Source organism: Prevotella herbatica (genome assembly GCF_017347605.1).
GTDB classification, from domain to species: domain Bacteria; phylum Bacteroidota; class Bacteroidia; order Bacteroidales; family Bacteroidaceae; genus Prevotella; species Prevotella herbatica.
The window spans coordinates 1,441,910-1,465,826 of the sequence record NZ_AP024484.1 but is presented as its reverse complement, the minus strand read 5'-3'; the positions used below and the strand labels follow the sequence as shown (position 1 = coordinate 1,465,826).

Here is a 23,917-nt window from a genome sequence, read left to right as displayed (position 1 = left end):
TCATTAAAATAATAATTATAAAAAGAGTTCTTAGTCACTTATCGTGGGTTGACACTAATCTTATAACCAATTGTCAACATTACATAGCTAGGAATGCTGTTATAGAATGTTTCCGTACGACCTTGTCCATTGACTACGAATGAATGATTTGATATTTTTTGCAACAGGTCATACCCTGTCACACGGAGATCAAGTTTGTTTTTGATAAAACTTCGAGACAAAGACATGTTCCATATTAAATAGTTGTTATTGGCAACGCTTTCACTGTAGCCTCTGCGCGAATACATTTTCAAGTCTGTAGAAATTCCGATATTAAGAGGTAACACATAAGTGGCTGTCATACCATAATTAAAATCAAATACATTCATTGTAGAGAAGTTATCGCTAAGACTAACGGAATTGTGCCATTCCATATTGCCAATCAACGCACCACGAAACTTATTCTTCTGCATCGTAAGCTTCAGTCCATCTGTAACATAGATATTGTTAACCTTACTTATCTGATAATCAGCACTTCCAGCAAGCGTTACAAAGTCTACATTGCGATTGAAGTTGAAACTGGCATTATTCTCTAAGTTCCATAGTCTATCCTTATCAAGTGCCATTGAGAAGCCATTACTTACAGAACCGGTCCAGTTACCATTTATATTACGTGGCTGATACGTGTATACCCCACTTGACTGATTGTATGTAACGGCATTTCCAATAAGATTTCTGTCAATCCTAAAATCAGCTGCTATATTATATTGAGCCTGGATACTTGCAATTCTGTTGCGGAATCCCAAATGGAATACATGACTTAATGAATTTTTCAAGTCATTGTTTCCGCGATACCTTGCGAGCGGATCAGTTGTATCGGTAACATTTATTTTCTTTGCCAACTCTGGCGTATTTATTTCTGTACCATAACTCATATCCAGCCCCATTCCCTTAGGGGTTGAATAGTTGAATGATACCGACGGAGTAAACAGCCAGTTGCGATTAAACGCCATTGTGTCTAAACTAGCTTTCTGGTAGCGAAGCTTTTCATACTTGTTAATGATGTTCATATTTAAGTCAAACCTCATCTTGCTTTCCTTGTCATCCTTGTCATAGAATACATGAAAGAGACCTGAATGTTCACGTGCATGATACCACGTGTAGTTACTATTTCCATAGTCTAGAGCTGCCAAAAGCGAATCTCTTGTAGAAGGGATATCACCTATATGGTGACTCTTTGACCAGCCATCCAACCAGTCGAGTCTATATTTATCATGTATCTCATGCCTGTACCGCTGCTCATACTCATATCCCATAGCTATGTTCCATTTATTTAGCAGATGAATATTGTAACTACCCCATGCTTTGTATCTAAAATGAGTTGTAGGTTCCTTACTATACTGATTCTGCAGATCATCATGGTTTTGGTCCATATATCTAATCTGATAGTTATTGAATACGGTACTTTTCTCTTTAGTATATGTGGCATCCATATTCACATCAAAAGAATCTCCCCAAGGTAGTTTTTTGGACGTACCGAGTACTTGCCATAGTGAGGAATAATATCCATGTGTATCAAAATCTTTTTGCATACTATTTACCATTGTTGTATCAATGGGTTGTAACTCCGATTTAAATATCCTGTCTATCAAACTCTCTGCGCCTTCATTGTCATGAAACGGGCTCTTATTATAAGTAACCGAACGCTGTGTATACCATGAACCACAATTATAATACATCCATCCTGTACTTGAAGATATATAAAAAGGTTTTGATATAGTAAGTTCATTGTCTATAAGAGAATATATTCCATGACCTCTTACGTTTTGAGATGAAGCCACATAATTTTCATTTGTAGGCAGAAATGTAGAGGCAACAGTTCTTGTATTATTCTCCGAATTATCCCATTTTACACTTGCCGTCAGATCATTCTTAACAGTTTCCTCTTTATTTGCAGAAAAAACGTACATTCCAACAGTCTTTATAGAAGAAACACCATCATATAAAGAACGGGGATTCCATTCGCCATCAGATCCAGGAGAGCATTCTTGATTCAGGTTATTAAAATTACCAAATAAAGTAAAGCGTGAATGTGGCGTGTATCTCAGCCCAAACAATCTACCAGTATATCTGTTATGTGTTCCGTATCCTCCCTCTGCATTAGCAATGTAGCCCTTAGAATATTCCTTTTTAAGTTTGACATCCATCACAAACTCTTTTCGCTCATTATTATATCCAAGATATTTACTGCGATCAGTCATCTTATCATAGAAGCTCACATTCTTAACTGTGTATGCTGGAAAATTCTTTAGGGCCAATTGTTTGTCTTTTTTGAAAAAAATCTCACCCTGCAACATCAGATTGTCCACCTTCTTTCCATTAAGATATATCTCTCCGCTATCAGTCAGTTTAACTCCGGGCAGTTGTCGAATGAGTTCGTCAAGCATTGAACCATTTGGAAGATTGAATGCATCTGCATTATACACAACTGTATCATTCTTGAATACAATCTTAACCCTTGTAGCTTTTACTACTACGTCTTTCAAGTCCTTGCCTTGCAAAGTCTTAATCTTATGCTTCATGTAATGAAAGGGTGCTTCAAAAGACTCATTTCGTCCCACATATTTCACATCATACTTAATATAACATGTTTCATAATCGGGATGTTCTGCCTTAATGATATATTTTTTAGGTTCAGCAGGTATGCTAAACTTATAATAAGAGTCCATATAGCTTTTGTCTTCATTATAGTATTGAACTGTCTGGCTATCAACAGGTACCTTATTTTCGTCAAGAAGGGTGATTTTCACGTTCTTGATTCCACCATTGGTAAATGCGTCTTTCACATGTCCACAAAGTAGTATTGTTCTGTTATTAGACTGCATTGGTATTGCTGCCAGTAGTATTAGTACAATAAGTAATGTTCTTCTTGTTTTTTCCATTATATGTTGATTGGTATGTGGTTATTAGATGAATATGTTATATTCATTGTTTTTTAGCCATTAATTCTATGGCAAAAGTACCATTTTTTTTACAATAAATGTATATTTTAGTCATTATTTTGACTACAAAATATATAAATATCATGTTTTTTTATCTATTTATAATAAACAAAACTGTTGTCATTATTTGGTAATGATATATTTAATAGCTACATTTGTAAACACACAATGTTATTTTTTTAATAGATATGGAACTTGAATATTACATGCGACGTTGTCTTCAACTGGCGCGTAATGGTATGCTTAACGCTAAACCAAATCCTATGGTAGGAGCTGTTATTGTTTCTGCCGATGACAGGATTATAGGTGAAGGTTATCATGTGCGTTGTGGAGAAGGGCATGCTGAAGTGAATGCGTTCGCAAGCGTGAAACCAGAAAACGAGCACTTGCTTAAAGAATCTACAATATACGTAAGTCTTGAACCATGTTCACATTATGGAAAGACTCCACCCTGTGCTGATCTCATTATAAGTAAAGGTGTAAAAAGATGTGTATGTGGCTGCATAGACCCTTTTGCTAAAGTGCAAGGGCGAGGAATACGCAAACTTCGTGAAGCGGGAATAGAGGTTGTCGTGGGTGTGATGGAAAAAGAATGTCTTGAACTCAACAGACGTTTCATTACATTCAATACCCATAGCCGACCTTATATAATATTGAAATGGGCACAGTCTGTAAATGGTTTTATTGATAACGATTTTAAAGCTTTTACTTTTTCGACTCCATTCACAAAGATGTTATCTCATAAACTAAGAGCTGAGAACGATGCAATACTTGTGGGACGCGTTACAGACGAGCGAGAACATCCAATGTTGAACGTGCGTGAGTGGTACGGTAATGATCCTATGCGCATCGTATTAACTCACGATACAGATATTAATGAAATGATGAAGGAACTGTATTCAAAAAAAATACAGTCAATCATTGTTGAGGGCGGAGCGAAAACTCTATATTCATTCATTGATTCGGGTCTGTGGGATGAAATAAGGGTAGAGACATCTCCTAAATATATAAATAACGGTACTAAAGCGCCAATGCTTCCATATAATACAAGACTTACAAACAGTTTTGATATTGACGGGAATAGCATAAGGACTTTTTTAAAATACACAGAGTAGAAATAAAAAATCATCTTTACTATATTGTAAAGATGATTTTTTATTATTTGTTTTTTCTGCCGAAGTCGGCTGGAACCTCTCCCCACTTTTTAGTTTCCCATTTTATGATAGGAACGTTTATGTTGTGGGTGCGTAGCCATTGCTCGGCGCGCGCTACAATTTGATATAACTCTTCTGTGCGTGGATTACGTTCCAACTTTGTCTTACATGCTTTTTTGTTTACCCAAAGTATAGCATTATAACTGTCAGAATATATCACCTTGTCTTTTATCCCTTGTTTTTCCATAAGTGCCAATGCATGAACAATAGCAAGGAATTCACCAATGTTGTTTGTCCCATGCACAGGACCGAAATGGAAAACTTGAGAACCATTGGCAAGGTCTATACACTGATATTCCATCGGACCGGGATTGCCCGAACATGCAGCGTCAACAGCCCAAGCATTAGCCTTTACTTCTAAAGGTAATGGCAGTACGGTATCGTTGCGCCAGTCGGGTGGATTTGTCAGATTGGAATTAGTCATAATCAGTTTAATGTATTACATTCTTTCAGGAACTTCAATACCAAGTAGAGCCATACCGTTCTTGATAACTTTGGCAACATTCTGTGCCAATACAAGACGTGTAATCTTCTCTGCTTCATTTTCAGCATTTAGTATGCTGTAGTCATGATAGAACTGGTTGAAATCTTTTGTTAGTTCATAGCAATAGTTTGCTATTCCGCTAGGACTGTAATCTTTTCCTGCTTGTTCTAGAGCAGCACCAAACTCATTCATTTTCTGAATAAGTTCTATTTCCTTTTCGTTAAGTGGGGCATCTACATTCAGCGATTCAGGAATGTTCATGTTCTCAGCATGAGCTTTACGGAGTATAGAACGGATACGTGCGTATGTATATTGAATGAAAGGACCAGTATTACCGTTGAAGTCAATACTCTCTGCTGGGTTGAACAACATATTCTTGCGTGCATCAACTTTTAGGATAAAGTATTTAAGAGCACCAAGACCGACAATGCGTGCCACTTCCTGCTTCTCGTCATCCGTCATATCCTTGAACTTACCAAGCTCATCACTTGTCTTTCTTGCATCTTCAACCATAGCTGATACAAGTTCATCAGCATCGACAACAGTACCCTCGCGGCTTTTCATTTTTCCGTTAGGAAGTTCTACCATACCGTATGAGAAGTGGACAAGTTCCTTTCCCCATTTGAAACCAAGGCGATCAAGTAATAGTGACAGAACCTGGAAATGATAGTTCTGCTCATTACCTACAACATAAATCATCTTGTCAATAGGGAAGTCCTTGAAACGCATATCAGCTGTACCGATATCCTGTGTCATATAAACAGAAGTTCCGTCGCTTCGGAGCAACAGTTTTTGGTCAAGACCATCTTGTGTCAGGTCAGCCCATACACTGTTGTCATCCTTGCGGAAGAAAAGTCCTTTTTCAAGACCTTCCTCTACCTTCTTTTTGCCCTCGAGGTATGTATTTGATTCATAATATATCTTGTCAAAGCCTACTCCTAGAGCTTTGTATGTCTCGTCAAATCCGGCATAAACCCATGCGTTCATTTTTTCCCAAAGAGCACGCACCTCAGGGTCGTTGTGTTCCCATTTTACAAGCATCTCATGAGCTTCTTTTATAAGTGGAGCTTCATTCTTTGCCTTTTCGGTAGCAGTTTCCTCGGTCATGCCTTCCTTTATATATTGGGTTTTCAACTCTTCGCATTCAGCCTTATAATGCTTGTCAAAAGCAACATAGAAGTCACCAATAAGGTGGTCACCCTTTTTTCCTGCTTTTTCAGGAGTTATTCCTTCTCCCCATTTCTGCCAAGCAAGCATACTCTTGCAAATATGGATACCACGATCGTTGACAATGTTTGTCTTTACAACCTTGTTACCATTAGCTTCCATAATCTGGGCAAGCGACCAACCAAGCAGGTTGTTGCGAACGTGTCCAAGATGAAGTGGCTTATTTGTATTTGGAGAACTGTACTCAATCATTACCAGTGGAGAATTCTCTGTAACTTGTTTTTCACCAAACTTCTCATTGGCATTGATATCATTTAATAGAGCAATCCAAGCCTCTTTAGCAATGACAAGATTAAGAAATCCCTTAACAACATTGAAACCAGCTATCGCACTACAGGTTTTAACCAAAGACTCACCAATTTCATTAGCAGTATCTTCTGGTTTTTTCTTTGATATCTTAAGAAAAGGGAAAACTACAAGAGTAAGATTACCTTCAAAGTTACTACGTGTCTTTTGCAGTTGTACCATATTTTCGTGCACATCCTGACCATAAAGTTCTTTCACCACGCTGATGACAGAACTGCATATTTCATTCTCAATATTCATACCGGTAAATAATAAAATTCGAATTCATGTGCAAATTTACAATAAAAAGGAAAAAGTACAAAATAAAACAGTCAAAAAGATATTGGTGCATTTATTTGCTAATCTTCCAATTCATTCTGTATTCGTTGACAAAACTGAGTAACAATATCCAACATGTCATCAGGAAGGTACTCGTAAGCTTTTTCTATCATGCTATCCGGAACTTCATAATAAGCCTCTGCAATGGCTCCACATATAGCAGCTTTGGTATCGGTATCTCCACCTGCAGCAACCGCAATGCGTATAGCATCCTCAAAGTTGTCACTTTCAAGGAAACAGCTTATAGCGTAAGGAACAGTCTCTTCGCATAATCCATCGAAATGACCCTCACTGCCAATCTTGTATATGTCTTTAATATTTGGTATTGAATATCCAAAATTGCGTTTCACTGCACTTTCAACTTCTTCCTTAGTTATTCTGCATGTACGAAGCCAATAAATCAAAGTGGCAACACATTGTGCACCCTTAATCCCGCATGGATGATTATGGCTCACCTCTGCACTCTTTTTAGCCTCTTCAAGTATTTCGTGATAATCATCAAAAAGCCAACCAACCGGACTAACTCTCATAGCAGCATCATTACCACAGCTATTGTTGGGTTGTGGATTATCCTGTTCTATCCATTTACTGAAAGTAGTACTATATCCTCCCATTGGATTCGGATATCTTCTGCACCAATCAAGAAGTGAATCCTTGTATGTCCTTTTATTAAGGATAGCATCAGCTATCGCAACACTACATATCGTGTCGTCGGTATAGTTGCAATCTTTATCGAATAGCGTAAAATTCGGTGTAGTCTGCTTTGCAAATTCAAAGCGTGAGCCTACGATGTCTCCAATTATTGCTCCGAGCATAGTATAAGGCTAAAAGGTTAATAATATTTGATGAGTCAAAAAGGCTCATTGTGGTCCCACCGAGAATCGAACTCGGATCTAATCTTTAGGAGAGATTTGTTCTATCCATTGAACTATAGGACCCCTTTATTAATGACTTTTCTAATTGTGAAAAGTGCTAATCTCATTTGCAAAGGTAATGCTTGTTGCCATAAGAACAAAATAAATTCATTTATTTTTGTTCCAAAAATGGTTTATTGCAACAATATTACCATTGCAAATAAAATAAAAGTCTGTAGTAAAAACTAGCAAGGAGTCTTATGTGTCATAATCTCAAGCACCATATCATCTGTAGAACACATTGCTTCTTTTCCAATACTTGTGAGATTATGTATGCTTTGATCTACATCGTGGTCAATGATTCCTTCTGCAGAAGTTACATGTTTTCCTTCACGAGCCAACAATGCACTCAAAAGAGCTGTACTAACACCTGAACATATCTTAAGTGAACAACTTGGTTTTGCGCCGTCACATATCATTCCAGTAAGATTTGCAATCATGTTTTTTACAGCATGACAAACATCCTTGTAGTCGCCTCCCATAAGATATGTAATGCCACAGCTTGAACCAATACTTGCTACAACACAGCCACAAAGTGCGCTTAGTTTGCCAAGACTCTGTTTAATATATATAGCAGAAAGATGACTTAGCATCAATCCTCGGATAAGTTCTTCCTCAGTATTTTCGTTTTCCTCAGCATAAACAGCTACAGGATTTGTAGCGCATATACCTTGGTTACCTGATCCGGAATTGCTCATTACAGGAATCATAGCGCCACCCATACGTGCATCGCAAGCAGAGGCGGTCTTTGCGATAATATGAGAGAAGATGCTATTACCGAAAATGCCATGACTCAGCGGACGGTCCATAGTTTTGCCTAGACAATGACCGTAATTTCCTTTTAAACTTTCTTGTGCAGCCTTTAAGTTGTATTCCTTTGTTTTTAGGATAAATTTAAGCTCTTCAATAGGGCTTGTTATGGCAAAGTCCCACACCATTTGCATGTTGAGGCTTATGTCTGTTTCTTCGTTGTCGCAGTCAGCACCTTTACGTTTATCAAGAAGAATATCACCGTTGAGCTCCTCATAAATAAAGTTCGTATGCGCTCCAGATATTATAGCCGTAGATTTGTTTTTACCCGACTGGCAAACCACTTCAATATAAAGTTTCTCTGTTATGTTAGGTTTCAAATTTATATCTATATGCTTTTCACATACATATTTCTTCCCCATTTCAAGACTCTCAGACGACAAGTCTTTTATAACTTCAAGCTTATATTTACTTTTGCCAATGATAGCGCCAAGAGCTATGGCTATAGGCAATCCAATCATGTCAGTACCGGGAATACCGACTCCCATGGCATTTTTCAGAATGTTGGCACTAAGCGAAACGGTTATCTTCTCAGGAATTACATTCAATATTTCTTTTGCACGTGCAGTGCAAAGTGATACTGCCATAGGTTCTGTGCATCCTACGGCAGGAACCACCTCTTTGTTTATCAGCGAGAGAATCTGTTTACGAATATTATTGTCTAGCATTGCGATATTTATCTAATCCTTTTTGAAGGAAAGCTGTGTAATCAGGAATATCCTCCTTATAAGAATAACTACCGTTTAGAGGATTACCCTCATTGTCAACAGGGACATAGAATGGTTGGGCATTAGCACCAAACTTGCTACGTTGTAGATAACTCCACTTGTCACCGATAGAACGCAGTGTACGCTTTTGTCCGTTTTCTGTTATTATCATAGGCTTAGATAGCGGAGTCTTATCATCCACAAAGAGTGATATTAATACATATTCTTTGCTAATTTTCTCAGCTACTTGTGGGTCAGTCCATACTGCAGCTTCCATTTTACGACAGTTTACACATCCAAATCCTGTAAAATCTATAAGAGCTGGTTTGCCGGCAGCTTTTGCCGCAGCCATTCCTGCTTCGTAATCAGTATATTGAGCCTTGATCTCTTTTGTGTCTAGGTTAAAGTCCTGAGTATTCATTGGTGGAGCAAAGGCGCTTACGGCTTTACATGGGGCACCCCATAATCCTGGCACCATATATATGGCGAATGCAAATGAGCATAGTCCAAGCATAATGCAAGGCACTGGCATTGGTTTGTTTATGTCACCACCAACTTCATCGCTTTGGAATTTAAGTTTTCCGATGAGATATAGTCCAAGTGCACCGAATATGACAATCCATAGTGACAAGAAAACTTCTCTGTCAAGTATATGCCAACCATAGGCGAGGTCAGCAACGCTGAAGAATTTTAGTGAGAATGCTAATTCTATGAATCCAAGCACAACCTTTATCGTATTCATCCATGAACCAGAGCGTGGTGCGCTCTTCAGCCAACTTGGGAACATTGCAAATAAAGTGAATGGCAATGCCAAAGCAAGCGCAAATCCAAACATTCCTATTGCTGGGCCAAGTATAGAACCTGATGTCGCAAAATCCACGAGCAGGAACCCGATTATAGGACCTGTGCATGAGAAACTTACAAGAGTAAGCGTGAACGCCATAAGGAAGATAGAAAGCAATCCTGTTGTTGATGTTGCTTTAGTGTCTACTGCATTTCCCCATTTCTCTGGTAAGCGTATTTCAAACCAACCAAAGAAACTGACAGCAAACAAAATAAGCAGTAGGCAGAACAGTATGTTGAATACCGCATTAGTGGCTAAAGCATTTAATGCCGATGCACCGAATAATCCTGTAACAGCAAGTCCTAAAGCTAAGTATATAACAACGATAGATATACCGTAGGTTATAGCGTCTCGTATACCTTTTTTCTTATTATCCTTTGCACGCTTCAGGAAGAAACTTACGGTCATTGGTATTATAGGCCATACACATGGTGTAAACAAAGCAAGCAGACCACCAAGGAAGCCCATGAAAAATATGTAAGTCCATGATTGATTATCGCTGTCGCTGTTTCCATTCTGTTGTCTTAATTGTCCTATTACAGGCTTCCATAATGATGTTTTGTCAGCCGAAGAAAGACTTGTGCTGGTAATTGAATCCGCTTTTGAAATGCTGTCAGCTTTCAGATTAGCTAAACTGTCGGCCCTTAGTTTGGCAAGCGCAGCCTTTGCTTCAGGGGATCCACTTGCAGCAGCAAGCAATAAAGCTTTGTTGTCAGAAGAAGATGCCGCATTGGTTTTATTTGTTGACGCAGCTGTAGCCGGACTCTTTCCGTTTTTGCTAAAGTCTACCGATGTTGGAGGTAGGCAATTTTTGTCATTACATGCACCATATTCTAAATATGCACTTATATTATAATTAGGCTTTATGAACTTTACTTTCTGTACAAACTGAACACTATGCTCAAAATATCTGAGCTTCATATCAAACAGTTTGTCAAAATTAGATATTTCACTTCCACGGGCAGTTAATTTGCCTACAAGTTCAACTCCGTCAAGTTTGTTGACATTAAACGTTGCAGAAATAGGTCCGTCAGCTCCCAAACCGGTGGAATAAACATGCCATCCCGAACTTATATTTCCGCTAAAAATAATTTCAGCCTCTGCCGTTCCGTTGGTTTTCAGTTGCGAAGAAAACTTTACAGGGTTTAACATTTGAGCCTGTGCCATAACAGCAATCAACATCATTATGGCTAATGATACAATCTTTTTCATATTTCTTTCTCGTCTTCTATTATACAATAATTTTATGCATCAAAATGATAATAATATATGATAGGTTATATTCAAAAAATGATATATAACCTATCATTCTGATGCAAAATTACAAAAAATAATACGAAATGCTTATATTTTGTGAGCGTTTTTACATATTATTATTTATCAATCCAAATTATTGCCTTTAAACTAATCTTGGAAATTATCAAGAATTTGGCTAGAATGTTCTTTTACTTTTATCTCTTTTGGACCTATAATACGTGTTATAACTCCATTTTCATCAGTTATAAAAGTTGTTCTGAATGTTCCCATCGTAACCTTGCCATACATTTTCTTCTCACCATACACTCCCAGCTCCTCTACAAGTTTCTTTTCTGTGTCAGCAATAATAGGGAATGGTAAGTCGTATTTTTCAATGAATTTTTTATGGGATTTCTCATCTTGAATGCTTGCGCCAATTACAGCATATCCTTTTTCGAGGAATGAATGATAGTTATCGCGCAAGTCGCAAGCCTCGCTAGTACATCCAGGTGTGCTATCTTTTGGATATACATACAGTACAAGTTTTTTACCTTTGAAGTCACTTAGCTTCACTTCTTTTCCGTCTTGGTCTCTTCCGAGAACTTCCGGTAATTTCTGTCCTACTTCCATATCATTTAAATTTATCAAGTTTGAGCTACGCTTTATGCGTAGCCGTCTTTATTCATAATAATACTGTATCTTTTCGCTCATAGAAATTCTGAATGATATTTACTATGGCTCTTGAAATGTTTTTGTCAATATAAGAATATTTGTTTCCACTGTTTATCGACTTAAGAAAAGACACCAATTCGTATCTGAGCCCTTCGCCCTCAAGTGGGTAGAAATGCCGCTTGTTATCGGCAGGATTCTCGTATCTTACTTCAAAATAATCAGTCTTCCACCATGGAGCTGGTACGTATATGTAACCTTTTGTGCCTGATATGATTAGTTCACCCTCTGATTTTACACCTTGTCCAACCTTTATAGAGGCAACAGCATGGGGATAAATTAATGATATCTTTGTAAACGTGTCATAGTCTAAGTCTTCACGCAATAAATGTGTGGCAATTGTCTTTGAAGAATAATCAGTACCAAGTAGTTGAAATACAGGCAATAAGGCTGTAGGTCCCCATGCACATATACTATTCCATATACTTGACATCATTCCGTCATTATCTATCTCAACATTGTAAAGACTGGTGCATGTGGCATCAACAGATACGATCTTTCCAATAATTCCGCTTTTTGCTAATAGGCATAGTCTGTAATAAGCCAAACTATAAGCTGTCTTGAGAGAATCCATCAATATACATTTGTTGCTTTCAGCAATAGTATATAATTCAGTAAGCTGCTCTTCGTATATTGTTATTGGTGATTCACAGAGCACATGTTTACCTTTGCTTAATGCCCTTTTGATATCATCGTAATGATGTTTAGGGCTTGATATAATATATACTCCGTCTGAATCTTCCAGCAAATCATCTATACTGTAATAAGTCGTAAGCTTTTTTAGTTCGGTTGAAAAACATGTGGTGTCCCTTGAATACACACCACTTATTGACAATCCGTTTACATAGTGGCTCTCGCGTTCAATCTTGTTGAGTATTGGTGATTCTCCTATAAGCCCAATCCTCATGTCGCGTTTCTCGGCACGAATTTCAGAACTTGATATTCCTTGCGTTCTTTCAAGATACACTACTTTGCAGAACTCTTTCAGATAGTCGAAGTGCCCTTCCCAGTCAGAACCTACGGTAAAGATGTCAACGTCAAGTCTCTTGATATCGTCAATCTTTTGTCCTTCATATTCTTCTACAATAATTTCATCGGCAAGTCCGGTAGCTCTGACAGCTTCTATTCTCTCAATAAGAGGCTGCTGCACATTGATTTTACCGCGTTCACGGTCGAAAGAATCTGCAGTGACTCCAACAATCAGATAGTCGCCAAGGGCTTTTGCTCTTTCCAGTAATCGGATGTGTCCCTTGTGAATTAAATCGTATGTACCGTAGGTTATAACTTTTATCATACTTTCTTTAGATTAAAGAAGTCCCTTTTTGTTGAGGTCTGCTAGGGCAGTAATAAGTTTAGTGTTGTCATCTATTGACAATGCTCCGATATGTCCCACACGGAATACCTCGTCTTTCAAGTTCCCACCGTTTGGACATATCCATATATCATATTTATCTTTCAACGTTGTGAAAATATCATAAGCTGAAATGTTGAGAGGATGTATAGGCGTTACTGCATTTGAAAGAGATTTGGATACGATTTCAAATGGTAAGTCTTTAATCCTATTTCTAAAATCAGTGGCTATACCATGAATCTTGTCAATCTCAGACTGTTCACCGCCAGCTGCGTCAATTTCTCGGAGTCTCATGTTTATCTGTCGCAGTATTCCTACTGCTGGAGTAAATGGTGTTTGACCGCGTTCTGCATTTTTCAGTGCGTCTTTCAGGTCGAAGTACATACTTCTTACTTTGTTGGTCTTTACCCGTTTAACGACCTTTTCTGAAAGTACAATTATAGATATACCAGGAGGACATGCAAGTGCTTTTTGTGATCCTGCAATCATGACGTCAGCACACAACTCCTGCATATTGAAAGAATCTGCAAGGAAAGAACTAATAGCATCAACAACAAGAAAAAGATTATTTCTTTTGCAAAATTCGCTAATCAGATTTATGTTGTAGTGAACTCCCGTAGAAGTCTCGTGTACGTTTACAAGGAATCCCGTGTATCCTTTGCCTTCAAACGGTGAAAGAAGTTCTTCGGAAATATCTTCACCGAAAGTTGGATTTATTTCGTCATAAGGAATGTCATGTATTTGGCATAGTTCTACAAATCGGTGACCGAAACTACCACCGTTGATGATGAGCACTTTATCGCTTGGAGTAAAGACGTTCATCACTGTTGCTTCCATTGATGCTGTGCCGGAACCTGTGATAAATAATACTTTAGCCTGTTCTTCAGCCTTGGCGAACTTTTTTATTAGTCGTTCGTTTTCAAGCATTATTTCCGAAAACTCAGGTGTTCTGAAATATGGTACTTGCTCACCTCCTATTTCTCTTACGGCATCAGAGGACATAACTGGTCCTACTGTAAAATTAAGCATATTCTTCATTTCGTTTATGTTGATTGCACCCATTTATGATAAAATCGTGCACAAAAATAATAAAAAATATTCAGATAATGTTAGGTTGTTCCACATTAAATAATTACTTTTACAGTTAATATTAAAGTAATTAAATATGAAAATAGTTTTATTCTGCGAAAATAAATATGCGATAGATATACTTTATCCATTGTATCAAGAAGCAGAAGATGAAGGTGTGAATGACATTTTATGGTATGTTCATGAGAAGCGTATTCCAGATTTCCCATTGAAAGACAAAGTAAAATGGACTAACAGCATGCAGAAGGTTTATGATTTCTTTCCTGAGGCTGTGTATGTTCCAGGAAATATTGTGCCTTATTATCTGTCGGGCGTTAAGATTCAAATATTTCATGGCTATGCAGCAGAGAAGAAAGATCATTGGGTGATAAGAAGATACTTTGATACTTATTTCACGCAAGGACCTTATTTTACTCGTAAGTTTAAACAATTGTCTTTAAAATACGGTGATTTTGAAGTTCTGGAAACTGGTTGGACACGACAGGATTGGATTAGTTGTCACCGCTCTGACTTTGAAAATGAAAAAGTGGAATTGTTGGAAAAATATGGCAAGAAGCAAATTGTGCTTTATGCTCCTACATTTTCTCCGAAACTAACTTCGCTTCCTTTAATAAAGGATGCACTTATAAACTTGGCAAAAGAGAAGGATATATTGTTGATGATGAAGTTTCATCCGCTAACAAGTCAACAATGGATAGATGAATACCGTCAGTTGGCAGAAGAACATGACAATATTATTTATGTTGATGATTTCAGTGTAACTAAATATATGCTTATGGCTGATGTCATGATAAGTGATACATCATCTACCATTTACGAATTTTTGTTACTTAACAAACCGGTTGTTACTTTGGGAGCAATCTCAAAAGACATTTATTGGAAGAATATTCAAGATCCTGAAGAATTGAGTGATGCTTTTGAACAAGTACAGCACGATGAGGAATATAAATCACTGCGCAGTTGGGTGATACAAAACTACGATCCATATACAGATGGAATGGTAGCACACAGAATGCTTGAGGGCGCCCGCGATTATATACGTCGTCATGGTGTGCCTAAAAAGAGAAAACTGAATTTGTGGAGAAAATATGCAAGTATAAAAACATTTGGAAAGGTAAGACGTTAACGTCTTACCTTTATTGTTTACGTTTTAACTAAGGTTGGTTCTCCCTGTACTTTTGTTTATGGCGCTATGTCTTAGCCTGTATATCCTTTGTATAAAGGGGGTGCAGAGAGAATATACCGAATATTTAGCTGCGGCATATTTTTTCAAGCCCTATATATAAGGTACACGCTCGCATACGCGCACTACAGTGTTTTTCAAAATAAAATGTCGATGCGTCGATTGATTAAATATCAATGTGTTAAGTGTGATTTAAAGTAATAATAAGTGTGGGTGAAAGTGTCGGTTAACCTAAAGGTAATTCATGTTACTTTACCGAGTGATTAGGCCCATATCACTCGGCGAAACAACGTAAAACGGATGACGATACTTTGTAAAACGTGGGGCAAAACTCAAATTATCATGTCATTTCTCTGACACTCCAATATTGTAAAAAGCATACTAACTTGCTGGCAATCAGCCATGATTCACTTAGACGCTTATATTTTTAAAACTCTGTAGTGCGCGTATGCGAGCGCGTACCTTATATATAGGGCTAGAAAATATAATGCCGTAGTAGATAATCTGTTTTTTGCACACTTAACTTTGAATTCTACTTTTTTAATGCAGGAACTTATACATACTGATGTTTAATCTAAGCCATCTGCTGTTATGATTCTTGCGCCATACAGAAATATATTTTATAGGGAATAGAGGCATACTCATTGGTAAATTGCCTGTAGCCTTATACAAATTAAAATTTAACGACTTAATTTTATTGTCAAGCATATCTAGGTCTTTGTCGTTGATTGCTTGTCTTTTCAGTATGTATGTGCGGAATATAAACCTGCATCTCTTTAGAAGTTTATAGTTAAGCATATTCATTATATCATCAGGTACATTGTTGAAATGACAGGCTTGTTCTATCATATTGCAAGTACATATTATGTTGTCTCTGAAATGCTTGTCTGAAAACGCAGAACTCATCGTTTGTCCTTCACGTCCTAGAGTGTATCTGTAGAGAGGTAGTTTAAAGTATATGGCAGTTTTAACTTCTGTAAATGGACTGAATATCCATTCCTGATCGGTGTAAGATATACCTTCTGTTTGTTTGTAATCAATACCAAGTAGAAGTTCTCTTTTATAAGCCACGTTGTGCATCCAAAGATTCCAAATGTTATTGTCTTTGCATAACTCCCTGAAGTCAACAATCTTATTTTCAGGAATATCGCAGCTTACGATTGTCTCAAGTTCGGGATATACTTTAACGTAATCGCTAATCACCATATCGGTGTCACATTTCTTAATGTAGTTTAGGTAAGCTTCAAAAACTCTAGTGTTGAAACAATCGTCGGCATCAAGTACTTTTATGTATTTTCCTGTAGCTCTTCTAAGTCCAACATTTACGCAAGAACCATAATTCCCGTTCCCCTTGTCAATGACGACAAACGTATCAGGATATTTGTTCCCATATCTTTTGGCAATGTCATAAGAAGCGTCTTGGCTTCCGTCGTTGATTACCAAAACTTCAATAAGTGACATGTTATCTGTGAGCAGCGAATCAAGGCATGCCTCCAGATAGTTTTCCATGTTGTATGTAGGGATTATTATAGTTAAAAGTTTCTGCATGTTTATTTATCGTCGTGAGTTAAACCATTTTTGCATCTTTTTCTATTTTTATTGGTAAAAGCAATCTTAAAATTATTCTCGACAACCTTACCTCTTTTGTGATAAAGATGATGTTCTATTGCACAAAATTGCGCATATTTTTTATTAATTCCGTTATTCATTAACCTATTAAATAGGTCTATGTCTTCGACACCATAGCCAATGATATCCTCATCAAATCCGTTTACTTTTTCAAGGTCACTTCTATACATCGCCATGTTTGCCCCGCGCCCATATAATTTATTCCAGCTATACATTTTGGAAGTCAACGGAAACAAACATCTGATATGTACCATATTCACCTTGCGAATTATTCCCTTTGTAAAAAGTCCTAACTTAATATTTTTACTTGAGAGTATTTTCTTTGATAACAAAGCTGATAGCTTAGTGCGACCACCAATAACAAAGCATCCTTTAGTAGCTAATCGCTCGTGATCTTCAATAAACTTATTGTCAAGGATAATATCTTGATCTATGAAAATAACATAATCGCCAGTACAGTATGTTCTTATGGCATTATTTCTTGATAATGCCAGTCTGAATCCCTCATCAGGAATCCATGCATGAACTAACTTACAAGGGAAGTCTTTCTGCATGCTCTCTATAAGAGTTTTTGTTTCGTCTTTAGACCCGTCGTCAGCAATAATTACCTCGTCTGGCATACGTGTTTGTATCATGATGCTTTTAAGGCAAAGGTGCAATGCCTCTGGCCAGTTATATGTTGATACAATTAGACTGATTCTCATACCTATATTATTAATTATATTCCAATATTGTGCATAGATAATGCAAAAATAAACAATGTTATGTCCTTCTCTACTTTTGTTTTATGTGGCCTATCTTTTGCAAAGATAGGCATATTTTAGCGATTTTGTATGTGAAAAGTATGTTTTTTTGTTTGCTTTTTGCTTTTTCCTTAATTTTAAGCTATTCTTTCTTTAGCTTTTCCATTCCGTCACTAACTGCTTTATTAAAAAATACACCATTACTCAAATCCTTGCTTACACGACTTACATTTTCACGCATTTTTTGCATGTCTTCTAATGTTATAGATTGAAGAATGTCGTTAAGTTCGGCTATGTTAGATATACCAATACCAATACCTTCGCTCTTGATTATCGGGGCCACAGCAGCCTCTTTCCATACGATAATAGGTAATCCTGCTCGAAGATAGAACGAGACCTTATGAGGACTGTTCCAGCGCAAATATTCTCCGAATGAGCCAGTGCATGTGTCCAGTGAGTCCCCGTCCCATACAAATCCGAAATCTCCTTTCACATTTGCAATGAAATCTTCTGATTTCATGAAATCGTGGACATGTATGCAATTAGAATCCTCTAGTCCTGGAAGTCCGTTTCTGTTGCCGTATATGTTCAGATTATAACCTTTTATCATATCTTGCATTTTCAAAAGAAAGGCGTTCTTTCTGATTGCAAGCGCTCCGGCATATACAAGAGAGTAATCGTTATTTTCATATACGTGTTCTTTTGATGTTGATATGGATTTGTAATCAAATAGTCCAAGTGAACCTAGAGATTTGTTATATCCGTGATCTTTTAGCCATGTTGCCATCATTTTGTTTGATGCAATTACATGGTCGGCATGCATTAGCCTTGAAATCTCTTGTTTTATTGTGAGTTTTTTGCGTCTCATGGAACCAAGGTCATGAATAAGTGCAATAACCTTTGCATTATGCAGATGTGCATAATTGCATATAAAAGAAAAATACTTTTTTACCGGATATTGCAACACAATAATATCACCATTCTTGATTGTGAACATCATTTTAATGATGCCTGCCAAATCAAAAAAGAATGTTATTATCTTACTGTCATAATATGTAGTTGGCAAACCGAGGTTGTGTGCGTTGAGTTCTCTTAAAGTATGCTCGTTATCAGTCTTGGCTTTGTTGCCAGAGTTTTCTATCGTTTGATAGTTGCGTGATATGTAGCAAAGGCGTTTTGTCATGTTCTAAAGTTCTAACGTGAATTTTAATTTGTGTTTCTTTTGAAATCTTTGCCAAAACCTAGCTCTTGCAGGCATGGCAATGTTGAGAGCCGCATCTACGTTAAAGTGACGTGAGTTAGCGTATTCAGTAACCAAAAGTTGGATAAATCGTTTTGGCCCCCATAATCTAGTAAGATTTATTACTCCTTTTTTCAATTCGATGTTTCCGAAATACATTCTGTTTATGTCTACTATCGTGAAATGGTAACCTTGGTTGTCTTTTTTCCACAATATGTTTCCAGGAGTAAAATCTTTGTGCATGACGTTTTTCTCATGCATGTCGGCAGCAAACTTTCCAAGAGCAATAGCCATTCCTTCATACTCTTCTGGTGTAGCGTCGCCCATCTCATAGAGGGTGTGACCATAATCGCACTGTATGCTGATGAAATATGAAAAGCCTAGAAGATTAAGAAATCCCCTTTGCTCAATCAGTGCTATAGGTTCTGGGGTAGAAATATCTTTTTTGAGCATTATATCCGGGTATTCAAAAGCTCGCTGTCCCTTTGGCTTTCTGATATTCCATGAATACACGAATTTGTTTGGACCAGATGGAACATGGTACCTCTTCACGTTCACAATTTGTCCGTCAGAAGTTGTAAACACCTTTATCTTGTTTCTTCCCTCATATATTGTAGTGCCTTCTTTTTCGAAAATATCGGGGATATTTTCAATCCATCGGCGCATATATTCGTATTTAGGATTTATTCTTATCATCTATCTGATCTTTATCTTTCATTTTTTAATGATGTAACATCATTAATCTTCATGATCGTTTTTAGCAATAACCTTTCCGTTTACAACTTGGAATCTTCTGTTGAATTCCTCTCGAGTGCGTTTCCAACGTTTGTGTGTCCATAGATAGTAACGTGGCTCTTTATTTATTGTTTCTTCAAGCATGCCGAAGAATCGCTTTGTTATCTCATGTTCCGGTAGCGAATTAGGATCTTTTGTTATGAGTTTATACGTTGCAGTGTAGTATCCTCGTTTAGGACGTGACATTTCAACATAAAACACAGCATTATTCATCTTTTTCATTATACGTTCAGCTCCAGTAAAAACTGGTGTTTCTGGGTGGTTGAGAAATGGTAGCCATAGATGTATATTTTCCCATTTCGGTCCCTGATCTGATATATATCCGAAAATACTTCTCGTCCCATTGCGGCGATAGTTAATCAGAAATCTTAGTATATCTTTTTTGGGAACGGTTACGCCGTTTGGCTGCGATGAACGTATCTGCTTGAAAAGATTATCAAAAGCAGAGTTTCGTAATGGGTGATATACAAGTCCCATAATGCGACTCTTTGGTAGGTCTATTCCTACGCAAGAAAGCCATTCCCAGTTGCAATAATGCCCTAGTATTGTCGCCACGTCCTGTCCCTCTTCGAAGCATTTCTCAACTTCTTCAGAATTAACAGTCTTGAATCTTTTCCTAAGTTCACTATCGCTGATGCTCAACAGTTTCACAGCTTCAAAAAAGTAATCGGCAAACCAGCGATAAAATCCTTTTTCGATGTATTTTATTTCTTTTTTGCTCTTGTTAGGAAAAGCTGTTGATATATTTTTGTTTACTACTTTTCTTCTATATTTGATAATATGATATACTATCAAATATTCAAAGTCTGCCATGCCGTAGAGTATTCTTAGGGGCAACAGTGACAATATATAAAAAAAGTAATATACTATTCTTGTCATTAGCTTTGCATGTCGTGTAGTTTCTTGTAATATCCGTCTTTATCCAATAATTCTTGGTGTGTGCCTCGTTCGACGATCTCTCCCTCGTGTAACACACAAATCTCATCAGCATTCTTAATTGTACTCAGACGGTGGGCGATAGCTACAGTAGTACGAGTTTTCATAAGTCGTTCCAGAGCATCCTGAACAAGACGTTCACTCTCTGTGTCAAGTGCTGACGTTGCTTCGTCAAGAATCAATATAGGAGGATTCTTAAGTATAGCTCTAGCTATACTTACTCTTTGGCGTTGTCCACCGCTTAATCTGCTTCCACGGTCACCGATGTTTGTTTCGAATCCATTTTCGCTTTGAGTAATGAAATCGTATGCATTGGCAATTTTCGCAGCATCCTCTATCTGCTTATCAGTTGCGTTTTCAACACCAAAAGATATATTATTTCGGAACGTGTCGTTGAAAAGAATTGCTTCTTGATTAACGTTACCAATAAGCTTACGCAAATCATGAATTCCAAGGTCTTTGACGTTGATTCCGTCTATTGAAACTTCGCCATGTTGTACATCGTAATAGCGTGGGATGAGGTCTACTAAAGTGCTCTTTCCACCACCGCTCTGTCCTACGAGAGCAATAGTTTTACCCTTTGGAATAATGAGATTTATATTTTTGAGTACCCATATAGTATCACTTCTACCGTCTTTTGTTGGTGAGTTGTAAGAGAACGAAACATTCTTGAATTCTATCTGATGCTCAAAATTCTTTATGTGAGTTGGATTTTCTTTTTCCTTAATATCTATTTCTGCTTTCAGAATTTTGTCTACACGTTCCATGCTCGCAAGTCCTTTTGGAATATTATATCCTGCTTTAGAAAACTCTTTTAAGGGGTTTATGATAGAATATAGCATGACAAGATAGTATATGAATTTAGGACCAGTGAGTGTGTGGTTGTTTAGAACAAGTATTCCTCCAACCCATAAAACAATGATAATCATCATTGTACCCAAAAATTCACTCATAGGGTGGGCTAGTTGCTGACGAGTATTTACACGCATGATGTTATCTCGATACTCGCTGTTTATCTTATCAAAACGTTTGTTCATCTTGCCTTCAGCACAGAAAGCCTTTATTATTCGTAGACCTCCCAAGGTTTCCTCTACTTGACTCATTGTGTCACTCCAAAGACTTTGTGCCTCAATACTACGGGCTTTGAGTTTTCGTCCGACAAATCCCATAAACCAACCGAATATTGGTACGAAGATTATTGTAAATAATGTTAGCTGCCAAGATATCACCATCAGTGCTATGAAATAGCTTATTATTAGTATTGGATTTTTAAACAGCATATCAAGGCTTGACATGATGGAACCTTCTATTTCCTGAACATCACCACTCATTCTTGCAATAATGTCGCCTTTGCGTTCCTCACTGAAGAAACCGATTGACAAAGCATTAATTTTCTGATATAGTTGGTTGCGGATGTCACGTACTACACCTGTACGTATAGGAATGATCGTTGCTGATGAAAGAAAATAGGAAACGGTTTTTAATAAAGTCATGAATGCAAGCAGCAACCCTATAACGAGAAGGGTGTTAGCAGCACCAACCTCAACAATAAAATGTTGTATGAAGTAGTTGGCATTATTGGTAAACCAATTTGTGACGTCATTGAATGAATGTACGTTATCCCAGCTGATAAGGGCTTTCACCACTTTTGCATCACTTGTTTTGAACAGTATCTGTAAAATAGGGATAAGAGTGGCAAACGAGAATATATTTAATATTGCTGACAGAATATTAAATATTATACTCCATGTCAAATATTTCTTGTATGGCGGCACAAATCTTCTTAGTACCTGGAAAAATTCTTTCATATATAATTATATAATGTGGTACCTGTTGTCAGGCTTTTATTTCTTCACCTAATAGAGTAGCGCTAGTGGAACCGGTGATTCTTACGTTTACGAATTCTCCGATATGATGATTGCCCTTCTCTACAACTACAGCCTTATTTTGCTGTGTGCGTCCCATAAGATGATTACGGTCTCGCTTGCTGAAACGTTCTATAAGAATTTCAAATTCTTTTCCTTCGTCTTTCTTGTTCTGTTGTGCACTAATCTCGGTTTGCAACTGTATGAGTTGGTTAAGACGTGATATTTTCAAGTCCTCAGAGACATTGTCGGGCAGATGTTTTGCAGCATAAGTTCCAGGACGTTCGCTGTATTTAAACATGAATGCTGAATCAAAGCCTACTTCTTTTACGAGGGAAAGTGTCTGTTCATGATCTTCTTCTGTCTCATCGTGATAGCCTACGAAGATATCTGTTGTGATGCCGCATCCTGGAATGATACTCTTTATCGCATTGATTTTTGATAGATAATCTTCACGGGTATATTTGCGGTTCATAAGTTTTAAGATCTTGTTGCTTCCGCTCTGTGCAGGGAAATGGATATGTTTGCATAGGTTTGGTTCGTCTGCGATAGCGTGAAGAATATCTTCTGTCATATCTTCTGGATTTGAAGTAGTGAACCTTACACGCATATCTGGTACGCTCTGAGCAACCTTGTGTAATAGTTCTGCAAAAGATACTCCATTTTCAGGACGTTTCCCGTTTGGTAACAAACCATAAGAATTTACGTTTTGACCAAGAAGAGTCACCTCCTTAAACCCCTTATCGTGAAGGTCTTTCACTTCTGCAAGTATACTCTCAACGTCACGGCTGCGTTCACGTCCGCGAGTATAAGGTACAATGCAGTAATGACAGAAATTGTTGCATCCGCGCATAATACTAACAAAACCACTTACATGATTTCCGCCAATACGTTGTGGTAAGATGTTGCGATAGGTCTCTGTCGTAGATAAATCTGTGTTCATTGCGTTGTTACCCATTTCGCATTCCGCAATCATGCTTGGTAGGTCGAGATATGAGTCTGGTCCACATACCAAGTTTACATAATGATTTTGTATGAGGTCGTCTTTCACACGTTCAGCCATACATCCAAGGACACCAAGTATTAGCTTACGTCCTTTTTTCTGTTCGGCATGTAAAGTGTCAAGTCTGTTGTAAATCTTATTTTCTGCATTCTCACGAATACTGCATGTATTCAGAAAGATAGCATCGGCATCATCTTCGTTCTCACAAACGTCATATCCCGCCATCTTCATTACTGAGGCAACTACTTCGCTGTCGGCTACATTCATTTGACAGCCGTATGTCTCGATATATAGTTTTTTATCCATTTTTTAT

General features: G+C 37.5%; 18 protein-coding genes and 1 tRNA gene. 2 read left to right on the top strand and 17 right to left on the bottom strand.

Annotation, left to right across the window (positions count from 1 at the left end; all coding sequences use genetic code 11):
• Window positions 1-38: 38 nt before the first annotated feature.
• Window positions 39-2,921, bottom strand: a complete 2,883-nt coding sequence (locus prwr041_RS05535; RefSeq protein WP_207155339.1) for an outer membrane beta-barrel protein — start codon at window positions 2,919-2,921, stop codon at window positions 39-41.
• Window positions 2,922-3,169: 248 nt separating this feature from the next.
• On the opposite strand from prwr041_RS05535, the gene ribD reads away from it, so the two are divergent.
• A complete protein-coding gene (ribD, locus tag prwr041_RS05530) occupies window positions 3,170-4,096 on the top strand; it encodes a bifunctional diaminohydroxyphosphoribosylaminopyrimidine deaminase/5-amino-6-(5-phosphoribosylamino)uracil reductase RibD (protein ID WP_207155338.1) in 927 nt (308 codons plus the stop codon).
• Between the two features lie 43 nt (window positions 4,097-4,139).
• On the opposite strand, the gene prwr041_RS05525 is transcribed toward ribD, so the two are convergent.
• The 9 genes from prwr041_RS05525 to prwr041_RS05485 all read right to left on the bottom strand — a co-directional run bounded on the left by prwr041_RS05525 (window position 4,140) and on the right by prwr041_RS05485 (window position 14,159).
• Window positions 4,140-4,619: an RNase H family protein gene (locus tag prwr041_RS05525; protein ID WP_207155337.1), complete on the bottom strand. Its 480-nt coding sequence runs from the start codon at window positions 4,617-4,619 to the stop codon at window positions 4,140-4,142.
• A 15-nt stretch (window positions 4,620-4,634) separates the two neighbouring features.
• On the bottom strand, window positions 4,635-6,452 hold the full coding sequence (gene argS / locus prwr041_RS05520) for an arginine--tRNA ligase (RefSeq protein ID WP_207155336.1): 1,818 nt from the start codon (window positions 6,450-6,452) through the stop codon (window positions 4,635-4,637).
• 98 nt (window positions 6,453-6,550) lie between these two features.
• The gene (locus tag prwr041_RS05515) at window positions 6,551-7,345 is read right to left on the bottom strand and encodes an ADP-ribosylglycohydrolase family protein (RefSeq protein ID WP_207155335.1); all 795 of its coding nucleotides are present in this window, start codon (window positions 7,343-7,345) and stop codon (window positions 6,551-6,553) included.
• Between the two features lie 51 nt (window positions 7,346-7,396).
• A tRNA-Arg gene (locus prwr041_RS05510) sits at window positions 7,397-7,468 on the bottom strand.
• 161 nt (window positions 7,469-7,629) lie between these two features.
• Window positions 7,630-8,922 (bottom strand): L-cysteine desulfidase family protein, encoded by a 1,293-nt coding sequence (locus tag prwr041_RS05505; protein WP_207155334.1) that lies wholly within the window; start codon window positions 8,920-8,922, stop codon window positions 7,630-7,632.
• Complete coding sequence (locus prwr041_RS05500; RefSeq protein ID WP_207155333.1) at window positions 8,909-11,017, bottom strand: protein-disulfide reductase DsbD family protein; 2,109 nt, start codon at window positions 11,015-11,017, stop codon at window positions 8,909-8,911. The genes prwr041_RS05505 and prwr041_RS05500 overlap by 14 nt, the downstream gene beginning before the upstream one ends.
• Before the next feature lie 192 nt (window positions 11,018-11,209).
• Entirely contained in the window at window positions 11,210-11,671 is a 462-nt protein-coding gene (locus prwr041_RS05495) for a peroxiredoxin (protein WP_207155332.1), read from the bottom strand.
• Window positions 11,672-11,723: 52 nt separating this feature from the next.
• On the bottom strand, window positions 11,724-13,064 hold the full coding sequence (locus prwr041_RS05490) for an adenylyltransferase/cytidyltransferase family protein (RefSeq protein ID WP_207155331.1): 1,341 nt from the start codon (window positions 13,062-13,064) through the stop codon (window positions 11,724-11,726).
• 12 nt (window positions 13,065-13,076) lie between these two features.
• Window positions 13,077-14,159 (bottom strand): pyridoxal-phosphate-dependent aminotransferase family protein, encoded by a 1,083-nt coding sequence (locus prwr041_RS05485; protein WP_207155330.1) that lies wholly within the window; start codon window positions 14,157-14,159, stop codon window positions 13,077-13,079.
• A 127-nt stretch (window positions 14,160-14,286) separates the two neighbouring features.
• On the opposite strand from prwr041_RS05485, the gene prwr041_RS05480 reads away from it, so the two are divergent.
• Window positions 14,287-15,336: a CDP-glycerol glycerophosphotransferase family protein gene (locus prwr041_RS05480; RefSeq protein ID WP_207155329.1), complete on the top strand. Its 1,050-nt coding sequence runs from the start codon at window positions 14,287-14,289 to the stop codon at window positions 15,334-15,336.
• Between the two features lie 597 nt (window positions 15,337-15,933).
• Here prwr041_RS05480 and prwr041_RS05475 read toward each other — a convergent pair.
• The 7 genes from prwr041_RS05475 to miaB all read right to left on the bottom strand — a co-directional run bounded on the left by prwr041_RS05475 (window position 15,934) and on the right by miaB (window position 23,910).
• Window positions 15,934-16,941: a glycosyltransferase family 2 protein gene (locus prwr041_RS05475; protein WP_207155328.1), complete on the bottom strand. Its 1,008-nt coding sequence runs from the start codon at window positions 16,939-16,941 to the stop codon at window positions 15,934-15,936.
• Window positions 16,942-16,943: 2 nt separating this feature from the next.
• Complete coding sequence (locus prwr041_RS05470; protein WP_207155327.1) at window positions 16,944-17,726, bottom strand: glycosyltransferase family 2 protein; 783 nt, start codon at window positions 17,724-17,726, stop codon at window positions 16,944-16,946.
• A 181-nt stretch (window positions 17,727-17,907) separates the two neighbouring features.
• Window positions 17,908-18,948, bottom strand: a complete 1,041-nt coding sequence (locus prwr041_RS05465) for a galactofuranosyltransferase (protein ID WP_207155326.1) — start codon at window positions 18,946-18,948, stop codon at window positions 17,908-17,910.
• 3 nt (window positions 18,949-18,951) lie between these two features.
• Complete coding sequence (locus tag prwr041_RS05460) at window positions 18,952-19,701, bottom strand: lipopolysaccharide kinase InaA family protein (protein WP_207155325.1); 750 nt, start codon at window positions 19,699-19,701, stop codon at window positions 18,952-18,954.
• A 42-nt stretch (window positions 19,702-19,743) separates the two neighbouring features.
• Window positions 19,744-20,679, bottom strand: a complete 936-nt coding sequence (locus tag prwr041_RS05455; protein WP_207155324.1) for a lysophospholipid acyltransferase family protein — start codon at window positions 20,677-20,679, stop codon at window positions 19,744-19,746.
• Window positions 20,679-22,544 carry an ABC transporter ATP-binding protein gene (locus prwr041_RS05450; RefSeq protein ID WP_207155323.1) on the bottom strand — a complete coding sequence of 622 codons (1,866 nt, stop codon included), beginning with the start codon at window positions 22,542-22,544 and terminating at the stop codon, window positions 20,679-20,681. Before prwr041_RS05450 ends, prwr041_RS05455 begins: the two co-directional genes overlap by 1 nt.
• 28 nt (window positions 22,545-22,572) lie before the next feature.
• Window positions 22,573-23,910 carry a tRNA (N6-isopentenyl adenosine(37)-C2)-methylthiotransferase MiaB gene (gene miaB, locus prwr041_RS05445; RefSeq protein WP_207155322.1) on the bottom strand — a complete coding sequence of 446 codons (1,338 nt, stop codon included), beginning with the start codon at window positions 23,908-23,910 and terminating at the stop codon, window positions 22,573-22,575.
• Between the last annotated feature and the right edge of the window lie 7 nt (window positions 23,911-23,917).